We start from the raw sequence: 21,047 nt of genomic DNA on the forward strand, positions 1-21,047 counted from the left end.
CAATCAGGTTCTGCGGTAACGAACCTGAGGGCGCCCAGCGCGCCCGTACTCGGTCTCCCGGGTGAGCATGCCGTCGTCTGCCAGCTTTTCCAGGTAGCGCCAGGCCGTCACCCGGGACACGCCGACCGATGCTGCCACCTCTGCAGCGGTCACGGGTCCCTCAGAATCCCGGACAGACGCTGCGACGAGTCCGAGCGTTTGAGATGCAAAGCCTTTCGGCGCCGCTGCTCGATCGTCGGACGTTCGTAGTGCGGACATCGCGCGGTCGATGTCGTGTTGACTGACCGCAGACTCTCCAGCGGGAAGTGCTGCACGATATTCGAGGTAGCGCTCGAGCTTGTCGCGGAATGCTGCGAAAGTGAACGGCTTGAGAAGATAGAGGACGATCCCGCGAGCCACGGCGCTTCGGACCACCTCCAGATCGCGCGCCGAGGTAACCGCGATGATGTCCGGACTGGGCCGCAACCCGCCCAGGGCGGAGGCCACGTCGAGACCGCTGGCGTCGGGCAACCCGATGTCGAGCAGGACCAGGTCGATGGGCTGGTCGGTGGCATTGGCCGCCGTAACTGCACGCACGGCGGCGTTCCCGGAATGAACCACGCCGTGGACCACGAATTCCGGCACACGCTCGACGTAGGAACGGTGTGCCTGCGCGATCAACGGTTCGTCGTCGACTATCAGTACACGGATCATCTCGGTGCTTCCGCCTCGCGCAGCGGGATACGGACAACCAGCATGGAGCCCATCGCCGGCTCGCTGGTGAGCGTGCCGCCATGCCGTTTCACGACTTGAGAGACCAGTGCGAGACCGAGTCCGCGAGAGCCGGATTTTGTGGAGTAGCCACGGCCCTTGGCCTTTTCGAGTGCTTCGGGTGTCATTCCCGGGCCGCTGTCGGCGACGGCAACAACCATCATCGAATCCTCTTCCATTACCGTCACTTCCACCCACGGAGACTCGCTCGCGCGCGATGCGTCAATAGCATTGTCCACGAGATTGCCGACCAGCGTGACCAACTCGCGTGCATTGAGCGAAGGAACCGGACCGAGCGCGGTGTCTTCCGTGATGGTCAGGTCGACCCCGCGTTCGGTCGCTTCGCTCATTTTCCCGAGCAGTAGTGCGGCCAGCGCCGGCTCGTGGACCGCATTCATCAGACGATCGATCAGCTGTTGGGACACCCGCAATTCGTTGGTGGCGAAGGCCACTGCGTCCTCGTTTCGCCCCAACTCGACCATCGTGATGATCGTGTGCAGACGATTTGCGCTCTCGTGGGCTTGCGATCGAAGCGACTCGGCAAAACTACGTACCGAATCCAATTCCCCGAGTACGTTCTGAAGTTCGGTGTGATCGCGAATTGTCAGCACGGTGCCAATTCTGTTGCCTTCCCACTCAACCGGGTGTTGGTTGACCACCAGCACGCGCTTGTCGGTGAGGTGCACTTGATCCTTCGCGGGAGAGGCGTCGTCGACCCGCATGGTCGCGGGGATGGATGAAAGTGGCACGGGCCCGTCCGGTAGATCGAGGAGGCGACGTGCTTCGTCGTTGACGATGTCCACTCTCGCGTCTTTGCTTCGGCCTTGCCCGATCACCACCAAACCCTCACCGATGCTGTGCAGTACGGCGTCGTGGTGCTCGTACATGGTGCGCAGTTCGTCCGGAGCCATTCCCAGGGTCTGTCGCCTGATGCGTCGGCTCACCAGAAGTGAACTCAGGAGGGCGGCAAGAAGACCGCCGCCGGCAACGAACAGGATGACCGGAACGCTTTGGGCGAACTGCTTGCTGATCTGCTCGCGGGTGACACCGGCAGAAACCAGACCGACCAGGGTTCCGCCGGAATCGTAGACAGGAGTGACTGCGCGGATCGACGGCCCCAGCGACCCGGCGTACGTCTCCGTGAAGGTCACGCCGGCGAGTGCGCGGTCAATGTTTCCGTTGAACAGTTGACCGATCAGCTCCGGGCTCGTGTGGGTGAATCGAGTGCGATCCGGCGCCATCACCACGATGAAATCGACGCCGGTTGCCTGTCGTATTTTCTCGGTCTGTGGTTGCAGAATCGCGGTCGGGTCCGGGCTCGTCAGGGCGGCCGCCGTCGAATCCGACAGGGCGAGAGTCTGCGCTATCGAGCTCACCTGCCTGCGGATCGCGTCGTCGCTGTCTCGGCGTTCGTCGACAACTGCGAGCGCGGCCCCCACGCCGATGACCAGCGCCAACAACGCCAATTGCAGGAGCAGGATCTGCCTGGCGACGCTCATACGTCGGCCGGTCTTTCGTTCGACCATCGAGCGCCTCCTGAACGTAATGAACACAAACTTCCGGGCCCACCTGTTTGCAACAAGAATTCTCCACGACTCGAAGTGATCCCGATCACTTCACAGATATCCGATCCAAAGGACACCCCATGAGCAGCACGGCAACAGGGACAGTAGACGGTTCCCCACAGCCCGAGGGCACCAAGGCAAAGCGCGACAAGACGCATTGGCTCTACATGAGCGTCATCGTCGCGGTTATCGGCGGCATCCTCGTCGGTTGGCTCGCACCCGAGTTCGGTAAGTCCGTCGGTGTACTCGGCACGTTGTTCGTCAGCCTGATCAAGATGATGATCAGCCCGGTCATCTTCTGCACCATCGTGCTCGGCATCGGCTCGGTTCGAGCTGCTGCCAAGGTCGGCAAGGTCGGCGGCCTCGCACTCGCCTACTTCATCGGGATGTCCACCATCGCACTCGCGATCGGCCTGGGCGTCGGCAACCTGCTCAACCCGGGCAGCGGCCTGAACATCACGCCCAACGCGGCCTCCGTGGCCAAGCTTGCAGATCAGGCCCACAGCGCGGGCGGTACCTGGGACTTCATCGCGTCCATCATTCCGACGTCGATGCTGTCCTCCCTCACCGCCGGCAGCGTGCTGCAGACTCTGTTCGTCGCCCTTCTGGTCGGCTTCGCGATCCAGTCGCTCGGCAAGTCGGGTGAGCCGATTCTCAAGGCCGTCGGATACATCCAGAAGCTCGTGTTCAAGATCCTGACGATGATTCTCTGGCTCGCCCCGATCGGTGCTTTCGGCGCCATCGCCAGCGTCGTCGGCCAGACCGGTTTGAACGCCGTCGTCCAGCTCGGAACCCTGATGATCGGCTTCTACCTGACCTGCCTGATCTTCGTCTTCGGTGTTCTCGGAACGCTGCTGCGCGCCGTCACCGGATTCAACATCTTCAAGCTGGTCAAGTACTTGGCCCGTGAGTACCTGCTCATCTTCGCCACGTCGTCCTCCGAATCGGCACTGCCGCGTCTGATCGCCAAGATGGAGCACGTCGGCGTCGAGCGCACCACGGTGGGCATCGTCGTTCCCACCGGCTACTCGTTCAACCTCGACGGCACCGCGATCTACCTGACGATGGCCTCGATCTTCATCGCCGACGCCATGGGACAGCCGCTCGCCTTCGGTGAACAGCTCTCGCTGCTGGTGTTCATGATCATCGCCTCCAAGGGCGCTGCGGGAGTCAGCGGCGCCGGTCTGGCCACGCTGGCCGGTGGACTGCAGAGCCATCGCCCCGAGCTTCTCGACGGCGTCGGACTCATCGTCGGAATCGACCGCTTCATGTCGGAAGCGCGAGCGATCACCAACTTCTCGGGCAATGCGGTCGCGACTCTCCTGGTCGGCGCGTGGACCAAGACGATCGACAAGGAACGCGTCATCGAGGTGCTCGACGGGAAGATTCCGTTCAACGAAGCCACGATGCTCGACGACGAGGACGAAGAAGAGCAGCACAAACTCGAAACGGCTCCGACCGGCACCAAGCAGTCATTTGTGAGCCATCACTAGATACTTCCGCTCTGCTGAACGTTTGACCGCACAGCAGGCGCGGAACCCGATCTACGATCAGTGATCCTGGTCGTAACGATGAAAGAGACCGCCGCACTAACCGTGCGACGGTCTCTTTCTGTTCGTGGGTGCTATGTGTACCAGGTGGGTTCGGGAATCTCGCCGGTCAGAAAACGACTACCGACTTCACGGCGCTTGTACGCGAGCGGATCGTGAAGGGTATGCGTCCGGATGTTGCGCCAGTAGATATCCAGGCCGACATCGTTGGACGTGGCTCTGGCACCGGTCAGTTCGAAGATCTTGTTGCTGATCTCCAAGGAGACGTCGGCGGCGCGAAGTTTTGCGGCCGCAATGCGTACGGCGAGGTCGCCGCGAGCCTGCTCGGTGAGGTTTTCGCGAGCGTCGTGGAGCACGGCGTCGGCCTCACGGCTGACCTGATCCACGAAGGCCTCCGCCGCCCACAGCTTCGATTGCAAGTCGCCGTAGCCCTCACGGAGGTACCACTCGTCGGTTGCGATTTCGCGGTTGTCACCGCCGTACGGCCATGGACGCGTACGGGTTCGGGTGTACTCGGCCGCAGTGTCCAGTGCGCCACGGGCGATCCCGAGGTAGAAGTTCGCGAACACGATCTCGATCGCGGGGAAGTTCAGGGTGTTGTAGACCAGAGGTTGGAATTCCTTGTCGACAAAGCCTGCCGCACTTGCCCAGTCGACCTCGACGTCGTTGATCTCGACACTGCCCGAATCGGTGAGGCGCTGCCCGAGGTTGTCCCAATCGCCGCGGAAGACTATGCCGTCCTGAGCAGTCGGCACGATAGCGAACACATGCGTCGCAGTTCCGTCGATGATTCCTTCGAGCACCGTGAGGTCGGTGACTCGTCCGCCGGTGGAAAACGACTTCACACCGTTGAATACCAGGGTGTCTCCGCGATCCACGACGGTGAGGTCGGTGTCTCGAGGGTTCACCGCGCCGCCGAAGAAGAATCGGTTGCTCGTGTACAGCTCCTCGACAGCGGAGATCTGCGGATCGGTTCCGACCAATCTGGCTGCCCATGCCCACAGGTAGTGATACCCGAGCAGTTGCCCAATCGAGCCGTCGGCGCGCGCGATCTCCCGAACCACCTTGTAGGCGGTCTCCCATCGCTGCCCACCGCCGCCGAACTCGATCGGACCCAGCAGTGTCACCAGACCACTGTCCTTGAGCAGCTGGACTTCTCGGAACGGTGGTTCGCCGGCTCGGTCGCGGGCGAGCGCGTCGACGGCAAGGACGTTGCTCACCTCGCGAGCGCGGTCGATCCAGCCTTCGGATGTGTCGGGAACGCCGACGAAGACTTCGGTTTCACTGGTCACGGTCATGCCTGTACATCCTTTTCGGTCGGTGCAGTCCCGATGGCCCACACGTAAATCGGTTCGGTTCCGTTGATTTCGTAGTCGCCGACAACTTTGGATTTGAAGACGACCGGATTATGACTGGCCACGGTGCGCGCGTTGCGCCAGAACCGATCGAGATCGAGGTCGCGGCTCACTCCGGAAGCACCGAGTGCGTCGAAGATCTTGGCCGTGGCCGGAACGACGAGTCCGATCGAGGCGACTTGCCCTCGCCCCGAATCGATTTCGGCTGCGATGTTGGCGGCTTTCTCTTCCTCCGGCGAGCCGGAGAATGCGGCTTCGTATGCCCATTGGGACGACTGTGCTGCGTGCAGCGCCACGGCCTCGGCTGCAAAGGCAGCCGAGGACACCTCGCCGACAACTTGCTGGATCTGCGAATCCTGCGCGTATCTCGGAGCGTTGCCGTGACTGAAGGTTCGAGTACGAGAGGCGACTCGACGAGAGATCTCGGTTGTCGCAGCCTTGGCGATGCCGGCGAGAGTGGCGAGATGGAACAGTTGGTAGAACGCGGTCTGGTATTTGAAGCGCGTCGAGAAGTCGAAGATGTTCTCCGGCTGGACTATTGCGTTCTCGTAGACGGACGAGCCGGAGCCAGTCGTCTGCTGGCCGAACCCGTTCCAGTCGTCACTGTGTGTGACACCGGGTTGTCTCGCTTCGACTGCGGCGATCACGAATGCGCCGGTGTCGGTGCGCTGCGAGTACAGGTCGATCCAGTCGGCGAAAATGGAACCCGTGCTGTAGAACTTTGCCCCGTTCGCCAGGAAATGGTCGGCATCGGGTGCGGGCGAGACCTTGGTGTTGGCTTCGCCCAATGCAACGTCGCCGATTTCGGTCCACGCGTTGCCGACCAACTGTCCCTCCGCGAAGCGTCGGAGCCAGGTGTCGCGCTCAGGTCCGGGGTCGGCGACCAGTCGGTCTTCGACAAACGCGAAATGACCGCGCAGTGCCTGGGTGATGTTGGAATCGGCGCTCGACAACTCGACTAGTAACCGGATCAATTGCGGGATGCTCGCGCCGGATCCACCGTGTGTTGTCGGCACCCGAACGGCGCCGAAGCCTGCTTTCTTGAGTGCGTCGATCTGTTGGAAGGGAAGCACGTGATCGCGTTCGCGTTCGACGACGGCTTGTGCGATGTCCGCGAAGATCGGACGGAATTTTGCTGCCAGTGTTTCGTAGTCGACCTCACTCTTGATCGGATCTGCAGACCGGGAAACGGCATTCGGCGTCAGTGCGGTGGTCATGGGAAGAATGCAAGCTGTAATCACCAGGGGCGTCGATCCTTCATCGCGACCTGATTCGAAGTGTTGTCAGTCCGCGCAAATCTCGGTTCGATGGCCTGCCGGGCAGTTCTACCGGAATCGAGTGGTCAGTGCGATTGCTCGTGAAGGTGTTCTACGATCCATCCGTTCCATTCGACAGTTCCTCCGGAACCGCAATCGTGTCGGAACGGCTGCCCTGGAGAGCCGGGTCGAACGACCACGCGAAAGTCTCTCGCCTCCAATCGAAGATCGACAGTCGTATGTTCTCCGTCGACGCTCTCGGTGACACTCTCGAGTGCGTCCGTCGCGACGATGCCGGTAACGCGTCGGACTGCGTGTTCGGCGGCCTGAGCGGCCTGTGACAGTGCCGCTCGGCCGCGCAGGTGCAGCAGCTCCAATTCTCCGGCTTGGTATTTTTCGGCTGCATCGATCGCGGAGTTGCCGTCCAGTCGGCTGAAATAGACTGCGGCGGGCCACGCAATCATGTTGGCCGCGAATCGATCTCCGCCGATGTGACTGCATTCCCACACATCTGCGATCTGTGCCGCGTTCAGCGCCGACACGACCGGGCGACCGAGTTCCGCGCAGCACGCATCCTTCTTTCCATGTGTGCAGACCGCGAAGAGCGGTTCCGTGCGGGAGCGGCCGAAGTCGGGTTCCACTCCGGTGGCCATCGATTCGAACGGCAGTACCGACAGGTCCTCGTATCGGTCGACCGACCCTTCCCGCATCCACTGACGTGTGCCGTCCGTCCAGGCGAGTACGCACATCGGGGTGAGGACTCGGCGGTTGCGGGGCCGCCGGATCACCACGAGGCGAATACGACCCTGCGCTGCGTAGATTTTTTCGGTGAGTGCGACTGGGAGAACGTCGTCAGGAGCGGACGCCGGCCAGGGGCCGGGGTGCTCGATCAACACCCACAGATGTGTCATTCCGGCGCGACCGACCATCGGTTCGCCGGCGGTCGACGACTGCCGTGTACAGGCGTGACGGCGTCGACTGGTTTGCGGATTGGCGACAAATTCCGGAAAGCACTGCATAGATGCCTTCCCCAGGACACCGTCGCTGCAGGTGTGGCAGGGAAGGGAAGACATGATGAGGCTCCAGTCTCGTAGGTTAGGCTCACCAGACTATTGGATGGTGAATCCTTTGCTCAGCCGTGGTGAATACGCGTGGCTGTGACGGTCGAAAGCAGTCGGTAACAGGAGTGTTGGGAATGAAACGCAGTAACTCGCGGGCGAAGTACGTGCTGGGTGGTTTTGTCCTCGCCGCCATCGTGGCAACGACAACGGCGTGTGGCAGTGACGACAAGACGGATACCGACAGTCAGTCCGCCGACACCGTGCACGCGGTCACCCATGCCCGCGGAACCACGGACGTACCGATGGATCCGCAGAGAGTTGTCGTGCTCGAGCCGGTTCAGCTCGACACGTCGGTAGCGCTGGGCGTGATTCCCGTGGGCACCGCGGTCCTCAGCGAGACGACCGGTGTTCCGGCGTACCTCGGTGAGAAGGCCGCGGAGATCGAGATGGTCGGCACCGTCGCGGCGCCGAACCTCGAGAAGATCGTCGCACTGAGCCCGGACCTGATCATCGGAACGGAATCGCGGCACGGTGATCTGTACGAGCAACTCGCTGCCATCGCGCCGACCGTCTACATGGCGACCCAGACCGATCCGTGGCAGGACAACGTCCAGTTCGTCGCAGAGGCGTTGAACAAGACCGATCAGGCAGGCGAACTGCTCGGTGACTACACGGCACGCTGCGAGGAAGTGGCGAGCAAGCACAGCACCGAGGGCAAGACCGCTCAGCTCATCCGCCCACGCGACGACGTTCTGACGCTGTACGGACCCACGTCGTTTGCCGGAAGCACTCTCGAATGCGCGGGACTCACGATTCCCGCACGCGACTGGGAGAACTCGATCTCCGTCGACCTCTCCCCGGAATTCGTCTCCGGAGCCAACGCCGACCTCATCCTGGTCACCTCCGCGAAGCCGGCAGATGCCAGCACGATGCCGAAGGCCGTGGCGGACAACGCCGGATTCTTCCCGAACCCACATCTGGTCGACATGTCCTACTGGATCACGGGCGTCGGACCGCTCGGCGGCCTCACCGTTCTGGACGACCTCGATCGCATTCTCGGAGCATCGAAGTAGCAGTGGACGAGAAGTAGCAGTGGGCGAGAACTGGCAGTCGGCAAGAGTCGCTAAGTTGGACCTATGACAACTCCAGTACAGAACATCGCGATCAACACCCTCGGTGGCGTGCCCACCTCGTTGGGTGAATACGACGGCCGTGCCGTGCTCGTGGTCAACGTGGCATCCAAGTGTGGACTGACCCCGCAGTACTCGGCGCTCGAGAAGCTGGCCAGCGAGTACGCCGATCGCGGTCTGACCGTGATCGGCATCCCGTGCAACCAGTTCATGGGGCAGGAACCGGGTACCGCCGAAGAGATCGAGACGTTCTGCTCCACTACCTACGGCGTCACGTTCCCGCTCCTCGAGAAGATCGAGGTGAACGGCGAGAACCAGCATCCGCTGTACGCCGAACTCACCAAGGCTGCCGACGCCGAAGGCGCTGCGGGCGACATCCAGTGGAACTTCGAGAAGTTCTTGATCGGACCGGACGGCACCGTCGTCAACCGCTTCCGTCCGCGGACCGAACCTGACGCTCCCGAGGTTGTCGCCGCCATCGAAGCCGCGCTTCCCAAGAATTAGTAGCTGCGCTTCCGAAGAATTAGTAGCTGTGCTGAAAACTGCCGCCGGATGATCATCCGGCGGCAGTGTGCTGTTCACCCACAGCTGCCAGTATCGGAGTATGTCCGCAGAACTGATCGTGTCGGTATCCGGAATCAGAGACGAGACATGTTATCTCGCTGCCGGATTCGCAGACGAGATGGACGCTCGAGGTGTCCGCCTGTCGCTCCTGGTGGCGCCGCGACTGAAGGACAAATACCGACTGGCCGACGACGCGGTGACGACGGCCTGGCTGCGTGAGCGTCGTGAGCACGGCGACGCCATCGTTCTGCACGGCTACGACCAGGCCGCGACCAAGCGTCGTCGAGCCGAGTTCGCCACTCTGTCGAAGCACGAAGCAAAACTGCGACTACTCGCTGCGGATCGGGTTCTCGAGCATGCAGGTCTTAGGACCCGGGTGTTCGCACCGCCGCGCTGGGTGGCGTCGCCTGGTGCCATGTCGGTGTTGCCGGAGACCGGCTTTCGGACGGTGGCAGGCCTCGGCGCAGTACACGATCTGACCCGTGGAACCTTGCAGCGGGGAAGGGTTTTCGGTGTCGGCGAGGGCTTCAAGGCCGAGCCGTGGTGGTGTCGCGCATTGGTTCTCGGAGCCGGGCGCGCCGCCAAGCGTGGGGGACTGGTCAGATTGTCGATTACTGCCAAGCAGTTGGGAAACGAGGGCCCACGTCAGGCTGTTCTCGACGCTGTGGACCTCGCGCTTTTTCATGAGGCCACCTCGCAGGTATACCGATGGAACTCCCCGTCGCAGGAACTCGGCGCTGCCTGAATTCGGTCATTGGCAACTATTTGATAGCTGCGAGATGGTGTCGTGTGTCCGGGTTGCCCGAGCAGGCAGACTCTTCGCATTTATCCCGTTCCTTGCAGGCAGTAGGGCCGATTAGGTCAAAGTCGCATAAAGTGGACGTTGAATTCGAGTATGGCGTCGCCCAACCTTTTCGCTGCTACAGTGCGTGCAGTTAATCTGCCGCTAGTAGACGAAGTTGAGGTTCACCATGCGCGCACGAGGGTTCTCCAAGTCGGCCGAGGGTCTTGTCGCTCTGGCTGTGGGCGCAGTCGTCTGTGCTGCAATCGTCCCGGCAGTTGCGTCTGCCGCTCCGACCGGCGTGGTTCACACGCTGCCGACGGGCGGTGTCGACGGCGGTGCGAGCGAAGGCACCCGCACCGCAACTGTCGACGACGAAGGTGAGCAACTCACACTGCGGCTTCACAAGATGAATCTGCGGGGATCCGACTTCTCGATGGCCGTACAGGAAAGCGGCGGCGAGCTGACCGATGTGGTGATCCCGGCGCCCCGTTCGTACATCGGCAGTGTGGAAGGGCATCCGGACGCAATCGTCTCGGCCATCGTCGACTCCGCCGGAACACTGCGCGGGCAGGTGATTTTCGATCGTGGTGCTTCGATCGAGTTCGTGGGATCCGACGTGGTCGGTCGCAGCACGGCGCCGATCGACGCAAAACCCAAGTGGCCGACCGCCTCTATCGCGTCGGCCTCGGCCGCAAGCGTCGGCAAGACGGTGAAGCAGTTCGTGGTGGGATTGGATCTCAGTGGCGAGTGGTACTCCGCGCACGGCGCAGGCAGTCCCGCCGTCGCTCTGGATCGGGCCGAGGAATCAATGGCCCGAACCGCTGCCATCTGGATCAGAGACGTCGGAATTCGGCCGATCCTGGGTCGGGTTGTCCTTCGCGCCGATGCCGCGAGTGACCCGTATTCGAGCAGTTGTGAAAACCTCGACCAGTCGGAAGGTCTGTGGTCCGATCAGGTCGGCACGAGCGTCGACCAGGCGACTGTCGTCTGCGCTTCCGGTGGCGGAAATGCCTACTACTCGAGGTTCGAACTCGATCACAGCTACGCGCAGGTCGGTGCCGAGCCCGTTGGCAACTTCAGCCGCGTTCTCCGCCACGAGTTGGGCCACAACTTCTACGCCGACGACTATCACGGCGGCGGCGCCGAGGGATCGACCATCATGAACGGCAACGACCTCTCGCGCTTCGACGGCACCGAATTTGCTGCCATCGTCGATGCCGCGGACGTGGCCTCGGATCGACTCGACGACGTCGGTCGGTACACCGCAAGCCCGATTCCGCCGTACGCCGCACTCGACACCGCGCAGGTCCGCTCAGGTGGCGCAGTCACCGTCGACGCCGTCGCGAATGATCATGACAGCAACGGAGATTCGATCAAGGTAACCGGGGTCGAGGCGACGTCACTTCTCGGTGGCACCGTAAAGCTCGAAAACGGCGAAGTGGTGTTCGAGGCCGGAACGAAGACAGGCACCGACAGGATTCTCTACACACTCACCGACGAAGCCGGTGGGACGAGCACCGGCTGGATCATCGTCGATGTGAGTGCGTGAGGACTGAATCAGGCGACTTCGACGCTCGACTCCTCACCGAGAACTCGGAACTCGGTACCGTCGGCAGCCATTTCCGAGTAGCGACCGTAGAAGATGCCTGTGGCTTCGTCGCGGATGATCGCTTGATGGATGGGAACCGCGACGCGCGGCGCTACCGCGCGGAGGTAGTCGATGGCCTCCGAGATCTTGAGCCACGGTGCGGCGGCGGGAAGGGCAAGAACGTCGACCTTCTGTTCGGGGACGTAGAGGGAATCGCCGGGATGCATGAACTGCGCCGGGTTGGTGGCGTCGCCGAGGAGGAACGCGGTGTTGTCGATCATCGGTAGGTCCGGATGGATGATCGCGTGCTCTCCGCCGGTTCCGGTCACCTCGACGTCGCCGATGCTGAACCGGTCGCCCGGCCGGACTCCCGTCCAGCGCCCACCGAGCTTCTCAGCCGTCTGCGGATCGCTGTACAGCACCGCGTCGGGGTTTGCTTCGGCCAGTTCGGGCAGCCGCGCCGGGTCGGCGTGATCGGGGTGTTGATGTGTCACGAGGATGGCGTCGAGGCCGGTGATGCCTTCGAATCCGTGCGAGAAGTTGCCGGGATCGAAGAGGATTTTCGATCCGTTCAACTCCACGAGCACACAGGAATGGCCAAAATGTGTCAGTCGCATGATTTCGAGTATGCGCCGCCCTGGAGTGACTCGCAGGCGGGTTTCGCGGGTGTTGGCCGTCACGCCCCGATCACTCGATGCGAACCATCTCGGGTGCGCCCGGTAAACTGGCCATCACCCGAGCGTTTCACTCCGGGTTCGCGCACTAGTACCGAGGAGCAGCACGTGGCCCGTGTCGTCGTCGAAGTCATGCCCAAGGCCGAGATTCTCGACCCCCAGGGACAGGCAATTGTCGGGGCACTGTCTCGCCTGGGCTTTGCAGGAGTATCCGATGTCCGTCAGGGCAAGCGGTTCGAGTTGGAGATCGACGGCAGTGTCGAAGACGCCGAACTCGAGAAGATCGCCGAAGGCCTGCTGGCCAACACGGTGATCGAGGATTGGACCGTCAGGCGAGTCGAGGCATGAGCGCACGTATCGGGGTTATCACGTTCCCGGGCACGCTCGACGACATCGATGCTGCTCGGGCCATCAACCTGGCCGGCGGTGAAGCTGTCGAACTCTGGCACGGCGACGCAGACCTCAAGGGTGTCGACGCGGTTGTCGTTCCCGGCGGATTCTCCTACGGCGACTACCTTCGTTGCGGCGCGATCGCACGTTTTGCTCCCGCGATGGGCAAGGTTGTCGAAGCAGCCAAGGGCGGCATGCCGGTCCTGGGCATCTGCAACGGTTTCCAGATCCTCTGCGAAGCAGGTTTGCTCCCCGGTGCCCTGACCCGTAACCAGGGTCTGCACTTCATCTGCCGCGACGAGTGGTTGACGGTCGAAGCCAACAACACGGCTTGGTCCTCGCGTTACGAGGCCGGCGCCCAGATCCTCATCCCGCTCAAGTCGGGTGAAGGTCGCTTCCAGGCTTCCGAAAATGTTCTCGACGAACTCGAGGGTGAAGGCCGCGTCGTCTTCCGCTACTCGGAGGAGAACCCCAACGGTTCGCAGCGTCGTATCGCCGGTATCTCTTCGGTCAACGGCCGCGTCGTCGGTTTGATGCCGCACCCCGAGCACGCCACCGAGGCTCTCACCGGACCGAGTGACGACGGACTCGGCTTGTTCTACTCGGCACTCGACGCGATCGTCACTGCCTGATCGCCTGCTGATTTTCACCACCGAACGCCGACCGGAAATCCGGTCGGCGTTCAGTCGTTTGTGGGGGCGTCCCGGTTCTCGGGTTACTGGCTGTAGGAACTGAGGAAGTTGCCGAGACGCTCGAGGGCGGTCGCGAGGTCGTCGGTGTTCGGCAGAGTCACCAACCGAAAGTGGTCGGGTTCGATCCAGTTGAACGCGCGGCCGTGACTGACCAGAATCTTTTCCGATTCCAGTAGATCGAGAACGAACCTCTCGTCGTCGACGATGCCGAACTTGTCGACGTCGAGCTTCGGGAACAGGTACAGCGCGCCGTCGGCCTGCTGACAGCTGATCCCGTCGATGCTGTTGAGCGTGCTGTGCGCGAGATCGCGCTGTGCTGTCAGTCGACCTTGCGGGAGCAGGAGGTCCTCGATGGACTGGCGTCCGCCGAGTGCGGTCTGGATCGCGTGCTGCGCCGGCACATTGGCACACATTCGCATGTTGGCCAGCAGTTTGATGCCTTCGATGAAACTCGACGCCCGCTCGAGTGGTCCGGTGATGGCCAGCCATCCGGCTCGGAACCCGCAGACGCGGTAGGCCTTGGACAGCCCCGAGTATGTCAGACACAAAACGTCTCGCCCGGTCATCGACGCAAGGTTTGTCATGGATCGGCCGTCGTAGACGATCTTCTCGTAGATCTCGTCGGCGAAGAGCATCAGGTCATGCTTGCGGGCAATGTCGACGAAGCGTTGCAGCACCTCCGTCGAGTAGACGGCGCCCGTCGGATTGTTGGGATTGATGACGACAATCCCTCGGGTGCGCGGAGAGATCCGGGCTTCCAGATCGTCGAAGTCCGGTGCCCAGCCCTGGCTTTCATCGGTGAGGTAGTGAACCGGCGTGCCGCCGGCAAGTGAAACCGAAGCCGTCCACAAGGGGTAGTCGGGAGCGGGAATCAGGATCTCGTCCTCGGGATTGCAGAGCGCCTGCATCGTCAGCGTGATCAGTTCGGAGACGCCGTTTCCGAGATAGATCTCGTCGACGGTGACGTCGGTGATACCCCGCGTCTGGTAGTACTGGACCACCGCGGTGCGCGCCGAATACAGTCCGCGAGAATCGCAATATCCCTGGGCGGTAGGGAGATTGCGGATCATGGCCATCATGATTTCGTCCGGTGCTTCGAATCCGAAGGGGGCCGGATTACCGACGTTGAGTCGCAGGATCGTGTGTCCCTGATCCTCGAGTTCTTCGGTCTTGTCGAGAATTCGCCCTCTGATGTCGTACCTGACATTCTCGAGCTTGCGGGCCTGATCGATGGGTGTGTTCACGCGGTTACGTACCTCTCCGGTTCGGGTGGGCGAGTTGTGTTTCAGATGAGAAGGGCGCCTCAGGGTTCGGTCTGGAAACGGACATTGATTCGCGATAGCGCTAGCGGCGAGAGGAGAGTAGCGCTACTATGATTCGACATGTCCAATGATAGCAGTTCGAGGATTGTCGCAGCCTTGCGCGAATGGATCGCGACGGCACCTCCAGGCGCGAAGCTTCCGTCCACTCGGTCGCTCGTGAGCCTGCACGGGGCGAGCCCGGTCACCGTGCAGAAGGCGCTGCGAACGCTGGTATCTCAGGGGGTTGTGGAGGCTCGTCCCGGTGTGGGGACCTTCGTACGCGCCGCACGCGTCGTGCGACCCAACGATTACGGGTGGCAGACCGCGGCGCTCGGATCGCCGAACTATCGTCTGCAGCTTCCTATTGCGCTGCAGTCCACCTCCAACGACGTGATCGCGCTGCATTCCGGCTATCCGGCCCGAGAGCTCTTGCCGGAAGGTCTGGTTCGTGCAGCCTTCACCAGGGCGACGCGAACCGACGCCGTGTTCAATCGGCCCCTCGCCGCCGGGCTTCCGGAACTGCAGTCCTGGTTTGCCTCCGAATTGGGTTCCGCAACTCCCGCCGGGATCACTCCGCCCGGGCCGAACGACGTGGTTGTACTTCCCGGCAGTCAGGGTGGGCTTGCGACGTCCTTCCGTGCGCTGGTGGGGGAGGGGCGTCCGTTGCTCATGGAATCGCCGACCTACTGGGGTGCGATCCTGGCTGCCGCGCAGGCCGGTGTGACGGTCATTCCGATCTCCAGCGGCGCCAACGGTCCTGATCCTGAAGAGCTTTCGCGTGCATTCGAACAGACCGGTGCCCGTGCGTTCTACGCGCAACCGAGCTTCGCGAGCCCGACGGGAGCGCTGTGGTCGCCGTCGTTGGCTGACAAGGTTCTCGACACCGTCCGTCGGCACGGCGCCTTCCTCATCGAGGACAGTTCGGCGCTCGACTTCGGAATCACCGCGGATCCCAGCCCCATCGCTGCACGCGACGACAGCGGACACGTCGTTTACCTTCGTGCACTGACCAAGAGCGTGTCGCCATCGGTGCGAGTTGCCGGATTGATCGCCCGAGGGCCGGCCTACGAGCGGATTCTTGCTGATACACAGGCGGATTCGATGTATGTCAGTGGGATGCTGCAAGCGGTAGCGCTCGACGTCGTGACCCAACCGGCCTGGCGTACGCACTTGCGCCGGCTTCGTCACCAACTCGAGGCCAGACGCGACCTCCTCGTGTCGAGTCTGCGCGAGCATGCGCCGGACGCTCACCTCGACGCTGTACCGCAAGGCGGACTCAACCTCTGGCTTCGGCTCCCGGACACCACGAATCTCGAACGTGTCGTGCAGGACTGCCGGTCGGCCGGCGTCATCGTCGGGGCCGGTGACGATTGGTTCCCGGCAGAACCGACCGGAAAGTTCCTGCGGCTCAACTACGCCGGACCGAACCCGGGTGAGTTCCCCGACGCCGCCCGCATCATCGGCCGAGCAATCACACAACATATGTAGAACTTCACCTCGCTGGTGGTTGACCTGAACTTCCGTTGAGGTTTTATCGTCGTGTCCATGAACAAACAAGCGATGCAGCCACCGGCCAATCAGCCGATCGGATTCTGGACAGCGCGCGCCGGTGAAGCGATTCGCGCGCGCACGCGCGGAGCGCTCGAAGCAATCGGCGTGACCCAGCCGGGGTGGTGGGTCCTGCACCAACTTTCGCTGCACCCTGAAGGGGTGGAGCGAGCTGTCCTCCTGCGAACGATCGGTCCGAACGAATCAACTGACGTGATCGACGCGGCCGTCGACTCTGCTCTCGACCTGGGCTGGGCGCGTGAAGACGAGTCTGTCCTTCTCCCTACTGATGCGGGCTCCCAGCAGTTCGATCGCGCCGCGCGGGTACAGCAGATGCTGCAGGAAGAGCGGATGCAGGGAATCAGCGAAGAAGAATTCGTCACCACCATCACGGTTCTGCAGCGAACCATCAAGAACGTGGGCGGCGACGCCTGTCACTGGTAGCCACCACTACCGCCGCCCGCTGTCTGGCAGGGCGGCCTCGATCAACTCGACGGCACGAGATACACCGCCCGCCGCTGCGAGTTCTTTTGCCAACTCTGCACTGCGTCGGCGGAACTCGTCCGAGCTCACCCGGGTCAGCGCCTCACGAAGCTCTACTGGCGTGACGGTAGCGCCGTCGACGCGTACTGCGACACCGGCGTCGACGAGCGAGTCGGCGTTGCCGAACTGATCGACGGCTTGCGGCACCGCGATCATGGGCGTGCCGGTCACGAGTCCCTCGCTGGATCCGCCCATACCCGCGTGGGTCACGAACGCGTCGGCCTGCTGCAGAATCGCGAACTGCGGTACCCATCGGTGTATTTCGACGTTGTCGGGCAGTGGTCCGAGATCCGAGATCTGCACCTGCTTTCCGATCTGGAGGACGACGTGCCAGCCGTCCATCGGGCCGAAAGCCTCGACGCAGGTGCGATAGAAATCCGGATGATCGGTGAAGGCTGAACCCAGCGAAATCAACACAAGCTTGCGTTCGGGATCCGGGTTCACCCAGGGTTGATTGCTCGGTTCGAGTGCGGGGCCGACGAACGTGTAGACGTCGCGGTTCACGCGATCGGCGTTGGGCTGCATCGATTCTGCGATCAGCACGATTGCACGGGGTGGGCGTCCGGTGAACTCACGCGGATCGACCTCGACGCCTTCGGCGCGGAAGAACCGGGCCTCCCGATCGAGCAGGTCGACGCCTCTCGGATCGGAACGAATCTCGTCGTACATCGGTGCGGCGTCGGCTTCGTAGCCGTCCCAGGCAACATACGTCGGCGACAACTGGATGATGGGAACGTTCCACTGCTGAGCCAGTATTCGCGCGGGGATCCCGGCGATGTCGTAGAGAAAGAGGTCGGGACGGTCGTCGTCGTAGATTTGGCGCAGCTGCGGCAGCATCGCCTCGTAGTCGTCCTGGAAAATCGTCAACTGATCGATGAGATCCCCATCCCAACTCTTCTCCGGTTCGGCGCCGTCAGGGGAAGGAACGAGGCTGGGCAGCGTGGAGACGTACGGTGCGAATTCGGCCCCGGTCGCCTCGATGACCTCGCGCATCGACTCGTCGTTGGCGTAGGTGACGCGGTGACCGGCTGCGACGAGACGCGCGATGATCGCCAGGCTCGGATTGACGTGGCCAGGTGCCGGAATGCTCACCATGGCGATATGTCTGCGGGTCATCGATCACTCCTGCCGTCTGACTGGGGTCGAACAACAACTGTTCTGGAACAACTCCGGATACCGGACCGAGACTATCCACCAGGATGGGTAACGGCATCTGATTTTTGCCGGGGAAGTACCGTGCGCACTCGAGTAGGACTACGCATCCGAGTGCCGGGATGGGCGAGCAGACTTCGAAGCATGAGCACACCGACAACACCTTCGAAGACCACTGCAGCCTTCTATCTGCAGGCCGGAATAGCCTTTGCCGTCAGTTTTGTCGGCACCCTCCTCGGAATTGCGTATCTTCCGATCGATGCGTGGCAACGCGGATTTCTCGGAATGTCCTTGCTGTTCTTGGTCACCAGTACGTTCACGTTGGCCAAGGTGATTCGTGATCAGCAGGAGGCGTCTACCGTCAGGGTTCGAGTGGACGAGGCTCGACTCGAGAAGTTGATCGCCGAGCACGATCCGTTCAAGGCAGCTGCCTGAGTCCCATCGGCACAGTGAGGACGAGCGTGCTGCCGAGCGGCTGCTCGTTGCGGCGGGCCGTCAGGTTGCCGCCATGCGCCAGCGCGAGGCTCCTCGCAATGGTCAGTCCCAAACCGGAGCCGTCGGATCGATCACCGCGATGGAAACGGTCGAAGACGGATTCGAGTTGGTCTGCGGGAATTCCGTCACCGGTATCGGTGACGGACACCGTGAGGTGATCACCTTCCCGTGCGAGTGTCACCTTCACCGAACCTCCGGTTGGAGTGTGCCGCAACGCGTTTTCGAGCAGGTTGGCGAGGATCTGTTCGATTCGTTGGCGATCGACCTCGGCCGTGACCGGTTGCGGAGGCAGGGCGGTTGTCAATTCGACTCCACGATCGGCAAAACGTGGCCCCGCTGCTGCCGTTGCGCTGCAGACGATGTCGTCGAGATTCTCGGTCCGGCGATCGAGTTCGAGAGCGTGTTCGTCGGCAGCGGAGACGTCCGCCAGATCGCACGACAGCCGACGCAGACGTTCGAGTTGATCGCGCATCACCGACCACGACGAAGGATCTGTCGGCACAACTCCGTCCTCGATGCCGTCCACGTACGCAGCCAAAGTCGATACCGGAGTGCGCAATTCGTGAGCAAGGTCGGCAAGCAGTCGTTTGCGGACCCGATCCGAATGATCAAGGCGTGCAGCCATGTCGGCGAATGCCGTTTCGAGACGCGTGAAATCGGCATCTACGTCGGACCTGCCGATAGTCACGTCGAAGTTCCCGTCGGCGACGCTTTGCGCCGCCTCTGCCAGCATGGTGATCGGTGCCGTGACGCGTCGGACGATGTAGACCGCGGCGATGCCTGCGCCCACCAGCGCGACCGCGATCCCGCACAACAGAGCAATGGTCATGGTCTGAGCGAATGCTTCTTCGGTGTGGGTACGGACATTCGAGTCTTCGATGCCGGCCATCATGAGGTGGTTGTGAAAGAGCGGGGCAGCGACGGCGATGGCAACGGCGGCGATGACGAGGCAGGCGACGAACAGGACGGCGAGCTGCGCGAGCAGTAGTTTTCCGCGTAGCCCGAGTCTTTTCATGACGACCGCGTTCATGACGACCGTGTTCATGACGACCTCAGGGAGTATCCGACGCCCCTGACGGTTCTGATGAACCGCGGATCGGTCGCGTCGTCGCCGAGTTTGCGGCGTAATGCACGGACATGGACGTCGACGATGTGCTGGTCCCCGAACCAGGGCGACCCCCACACCGAGGCGATGATCTCGGCCCGACTCCAGGCTGCGTCGGGTCGGGATGCGAGCGCGGACAACAGGGTGAACTCGGTGGGGGTCAGATCGACCAGGTTGTCGTCGACACGGACCGTGCGGGCCAGGACGTCGATGTCGAGTCCGGGAGGCGTTGGCAGCACTTTCGGCAGCAAACTCGACGCGCGTGGCCGTCTGAGCAGAGCTTTCACTCGCGCAACCAACTCGCGGGGGCCGAAGGGTTTGACCACGTAGTCATCCGCGCCGGCCGCCAGACCCGTCACCTTGTCCGACTCTTCACCGCGGGCGGAGAGCATCAGGATGTACGCGTCCGAGAAGGTGCGGATTCGTCGGCAGACTTCCATGCCGTCGAAGGCCGGGAGCATCAGATCGAGCACGATCAGCGCGGGCTCGAATTCGCGCACCGAACGTACTGCGCTCGGCCCGTCGTGGGCGAGGCGCACGGTGAATCCTTCGCGTGTCAGATAGTTGGCGACAACCTTCGCGAGGGCAGTCTCGTCGTCGACGACAAGAACACGCCCCGGTTCCTCACCAGGTCGTAGTTCGGCGCTCATCAAACCGAGGTTAGTCGACTGCGTGTCTGCATTGCTGTCGTGTGGTGGTTTCCGCTCGACTGTGAAGATTCGATGAAGGAAGCCTGTTTGGGCCGGTTATCGGGCTTCGAGGCGGATTTTCGCCGGTAACGTGGCAACTGTGCATGTGCAGCATTGTTGTCAAATCAATTGTGGTGCAGTGCATATCGAACAGAATCAATTTTCGGGAGTGAAACATGTCTTTGACGGTCAGGAAGAGCGCCGCACGGTTCGTACCGGTTGTGGCAGCGGCAGCACTGTTGATTGCCGGATGCTCGGACAACTCCGGGGAGAGCGTCAACCATTCTTCCGAAACAACCAGCGTCGCAGCACAGTCGGAGATTCCTGCGGGTGTCAATGCTGCCGACATCGAGTTTCTCGAAGGGATGTACCCGCATCACGCGCAGGCATTGGACATGGCCGGAATGGTCGACGGTCGAACCGACAATGCCGAACTTCTCTCTCTTGCAGCGCAGATAGAGGCAGCGCAAGGCCCGGAAATGGCTCAGATGACGGAATTGCTGACGAAGTGGGGACGCCCCGATCCTTCGTCGAGTTCGATGGAGGGCATGGATGATTCGGCGCATGCGGGACACGGCGTCGGGATGGCCGAGATGCCGGGCATGATGTCGGCCGACGACATGACCGCCCTCACCGACGCCAGTGGCGCGGAGTTCGACAAGTTGTGGCTGACGATGATGATCGAGCACCACAAGGGTGCCATCACCATGTCCCAGACCGAACTCGACAACGGGCTCGATCCATCGGCGGAAAAGATGGCAGAAGCGATCATTGCCGGTCAGCAGGCGGAAATCACTCAGATGGAAGCGATGTTGAAGGAGAAATGAACGGTTGACCTCGGCCGCGTGACCTTGC

At 62.2% G+C, this 21,047-nt stretch carries 21 protein-coding genes; 11 read left to right on the forward strand and 10 right to left on the reverse strand.

The genetic code is table 11. From position 1 onward, the window contains the following. Window positions 1–3: 3 nt before the first annotated feature. Both GJB56_RS27360 and GJB56_RS27365 read right to left on the reverse strand, forming a co-directional pair. Window positions 4–693 carry a response regulator gene (locus GJB56_RS27360; protein ID WP_003945570.1) on the reverse strand — a complete coding sequence of 230 codons (690 nt, stop codon included), beginning with the start codon at window positions 691–693 and terminating at the stop codon, window positions 4–6. Next, the gene (locus GJB56_RS27365) at window positions 690–2,276 is read right to left on the reverse strand and encodes a sensor histidine kinase (protein WP_113682176.1); all 1,587 of its coding nucleotides are present in this window, start codon (window positions 2,274–2,276) and stop codon (window positions 690–692) included. Before GJB56_RS27365 ends, GJB56_RS27360 begins: the two co-directional genes overlap by 4 nt. 119 nt (window positions 2,277–2,395) lie before the next feature. Between GJB56_RS27365 and GJB56_RS27370 the strand changes: the two genes are divergently transcribed. Then, the gene (locus tag GJB56_RS27370; protein WP_003945501.1) at window positions 2,396–3,808 is read left to right on the forward strand and encodes a C4-dicarboxylate transporter DctA; all 1,413 of its coding nucleotides are present in this window, start codon (window positions 2,396–2,398) and stop codon (window positions 3,806–3,808) included. Window positions 3,809–3,939: 131 nt separating this feature from the next. Here the strand turns inward: GJB56_RS27370 and GJB56_RS27375 are convergent, their stop codons facing one another. From GJB56_RS27375 to GJB56_RS27385, 3 genes are all read right to left on the reverse strand, one after another. Continuing rightward, window positions 3,940–5,163 carry an acyl-CoA dehydrogenase family protein gene (locus GJB56_RS27375; protein WP_019747070.1) on the reverse strand — a complete coding sequence of 408 codons (1,224 nt, stop codon included), beginning with the start codon at window positions 5,161–5,163 and terminating at the stop codon, window positions 3,940–3,942. After that, entirely contained in the window at window positions 5,160–6,437 is a 1,278-nt protein-coding gene (locus tag GJB56_RS27380; protein WP_020906373.1) for an acyl-CoA dehydrogenase family protein, read from the reverse strand. The genes GJB56_RS27375 and GJB56_RS27380 overlap by 4 nt, the downstream gene beginning before the upstream one ends. 125 nt (window positions 6,438–6,562) lie before the next feature. Further along, window positions 6,563–7,549 carry a sucrase ferredoxin gene (locus GJB56_RS27385; RefSeq protein ID WP_230091087.1) on the reverse strand — a complete coding sequence of 329 codons (987 nt, stop codon included), beginning with the start codon at window positions 7,547–7,549 and terminating at the stop codon, window positions 6,563–6,565. A gap of 122 nt (window positions 7,550–7,671) precedes the next feature. On the opposite strand from GJB56_RS27385, the gene GJB56_RS27390 reads away from it, so the two are divergent. The 4 genes from GJB56_RS27390 (at window position 7,672) to GJB56_RS27405 (ending at window position 11,564) form a co-directional block, all read left to right on the forward strand. Next, window positions 7,672–8,610: an ABC transporter substrate-binding protein gene (locus GJB56_RS27390; protein ID WP_020906375.1), complete on the forward strand. Its 939-nt coding sequence runs from the start codon at window positions 7,672–7,674 to the stop codon at window positions 8,608–8,610. Window positions 8,611–8,673: 63 nt separating this feature from the next. Beyond that, entirely contained in the window at window positions 8,674–9,171 is a 498-nt protein-coding gene (locus tag GJB56_RS27395; RefSeq protein ID WP_003945816.1) for a glutathione peroxidase, read from the forward strand. Between the two features lie 100 nt (window positions 9,172–9,271). Next, window positions 9,272–9,976: a DUF2334 domain-containing protein gene (locus tag GJB56_RS27400; RefSeq protein WP_113682178.1), complete on the forward strand. Its 705-nt coding sequence runs from the start codon at window positions 9,272–9,274 to the stop codon at window positions 9,974–9,976. A 226-nt stretch (window positions 9,977–10,202) separates the two neighbouring features. Beyond that, entirely contained in the window at window positions 10,203–11,564 is a 1,362-nt protein-coding gene (locus GJB56_RS27405; protein WP_113682179.1) for an Ig-like domain-containing protein, read from the forward strand. An 8-nt stretch (window positions 11,565–11,572) separates the two neighbouring features. On the opposite strand, the gene GJB56_RS27410 is transcribed toward GJB56_RS27405, so the two are convergent. Beyond that, a complete protein-coding gene (locus tag GJB56_RS27410; RefSeq protein WP_029254557.1) occupies window positions 11,573–12,220 on the reverse strand; it encodes an MBL fold metallo-hydrolase in 648 nt (215 codons plus the stop codon). Window positions 12,221–12,385: 165 nt separating this feature from the next. Here GJB56_RS27410 and purS point away from each other — a divergent pair, with 165 nt between their 5' ends. Next, entirely contained in the window at window positions 12,386–12,625 is a 240-nt protein-coding gene (gene purS, locus GJB56_RS27415) for a phosphoribosylformylglycinamidine synthase subunit PurS (protein ID WP_003945817.1), read from the forward strand. Continuing rightward, window positions 12,622–13,299 carry a phosphoribosylformylglycinamidine synthase subunit PurQ gene (purQ, locus tag GJB56_RS27420; RefSeq protein ID WP_113682180.1) on the forward strand — a complete coding sequence of 226 codons (678 nt, stop codon included), beginning with the start codon at window positions 12,622–12,624 and terminating at the stop codon, window positions 13,297–13,299. Before purS ends, purQ begins: the two co-directional genes overlap by 4 nt. Before the next feature lie 83 nt (window positions 13,300–13,382). Here purQ and GJB56_RS27425 read toward each other — a convergent pair whose 3' ends face one another. Then, window positions 13,383–14,603 carry a pyridoxal phosphate-dependent aminotransferase gene (locus GJB56_RS27425; protein ID WP_019747078.1) on the reverse strand — a complete coding sequence of 407 codons (1,221 nt, stop codon included), beginning with the start codon at window positions 14,601–14,603 and terminating at the stop codon, window positions 13,383–13,385. Window positions 14,604–14,741: 138 nt separating this feature from the next. On the opposite strand from GJB56_RS27425, the gene GJB56_RS27430 reads away from it, so the two are divergent. Together GJB56_RS27430 and GJB56_RS27435 are read left to right on the forward strand one after the other, a co-directional pair. Continuing rightward, window positions 14,742–16,148: an aminotransferase-like domain-containing protein gene (locus GJB56_RS27430; protein ID WP_019747079.1), complete on the forward strand. Its 1,407-nt coding sequence runs from the start codon at window positions 14,742–14,744 to the stop codon at window positions 16,146–16,148. A 57-nt stretch (window positions 16,149–16,205) separates the two neighbouring features. After that, window positions 16,206–16,652, forward strand: a complete 447-nt coding sequence (locus GJB56_RS27435) for a hypothetical protein (RefSeq protein ID WP_113682181.1) — start codon at window positions 16,206–16,208, stop codon at window positions 16,650–16,652. A gap of 6 nt (window positions 16,653–16,658) precedes the next feature. Here GJB56_RS27435 and GJB56_RS27440 read toward each other — a convergent pair whose 3' ends face one another. After that, window positions 16,659–17,867, reverse strand: a complete 1,209-nt coding sequence (locus GJB56_RS27440) for a macrolide family glycosyltransferase (protein ID WP_113682182.1) — start codon at window positions 17,865–17,867, stop codon at window positions 16,659–16,661. A 180-nt stretch (window positions 17,868–18,047) separates the two neighbouring features. Between GJB56_RS27440 and GJB56_RS27445 the strand changes: the two genes are divergently transcribed. Then, window positions 18,048–18,338: a YiaA/YiaB family inner membrane protein gene (locus GJB56_RS27445; protein ID WP_003945505.1), complete on the forward strand. Its 291-nt coding sequence runs from the start codon at window positions 18,048–18,050 to the stop codon at window positions 18,336–18,338. Here GJB56_RS27445 and GJB56_RS27450 read toward each other — a convergent pair. Together GJB56_RS27450 and GJB56_RS27455 are read right to left on the reverse strand one after the other, a co-directional pair. Further along, window positions 18,322–19,443, reverse strand: a complete 1,122-nt coding sequence (locus GJB56_RS27450; protein WP_080712654.1) for a sensor histidine kinase — start codon at window positions 19,441–19,443, stop codon at window positions 18,322–18,324. The genes GJB56_RS27445 and GJB56_RS27450 overlap by 17 nt on opposite strands. Beyond that, complete coding sequence (locus GJB56_RS27455; RefSeq protein WP_113682183.1) at window positions 19,440–20,153, reverse strand: response regulator transcription factor; 714 nt, start codon at window positions 20,151–20,153, stop codon at window positions 19,440–19,442. Before GJB56_RS27455 ends, GJB56_RS27450 begins: the two co-directional genes overlap by 4 nt. A gap of 215 nt (window positions 20,154–20,368) precedes the next feature. On the opposite strand from GJB56_RS27455, the gene GJB56_RS27460 reads away from it, so the two are divergent. Continuing rightward, on the forward strand, window positions 20,369–21,019 hold the full coding sequence (locus GJB56_RS27460; RefSeq protein WP_029254561.1) for a DUF305 domain-containing protein: 651 nt from the start codon (window positions 20,369–20,371) through the stop codon (window positions 21,017–21,019). Window positions 21,020–21,047 lie beyond the last annotated feature (28 nt).

Origin of the sequence: Rhodococcus sp. AQ5-07 (assembly GCF_009707305.1) — a bacterium.
Taxonomy (GTDB): Bacteria; Actinomycetota; Actinomycetes; order Mycobacteriales; family Mycobacteriaceae; genus Rhodococcus_F; species Rhodococcus_F erythropolis.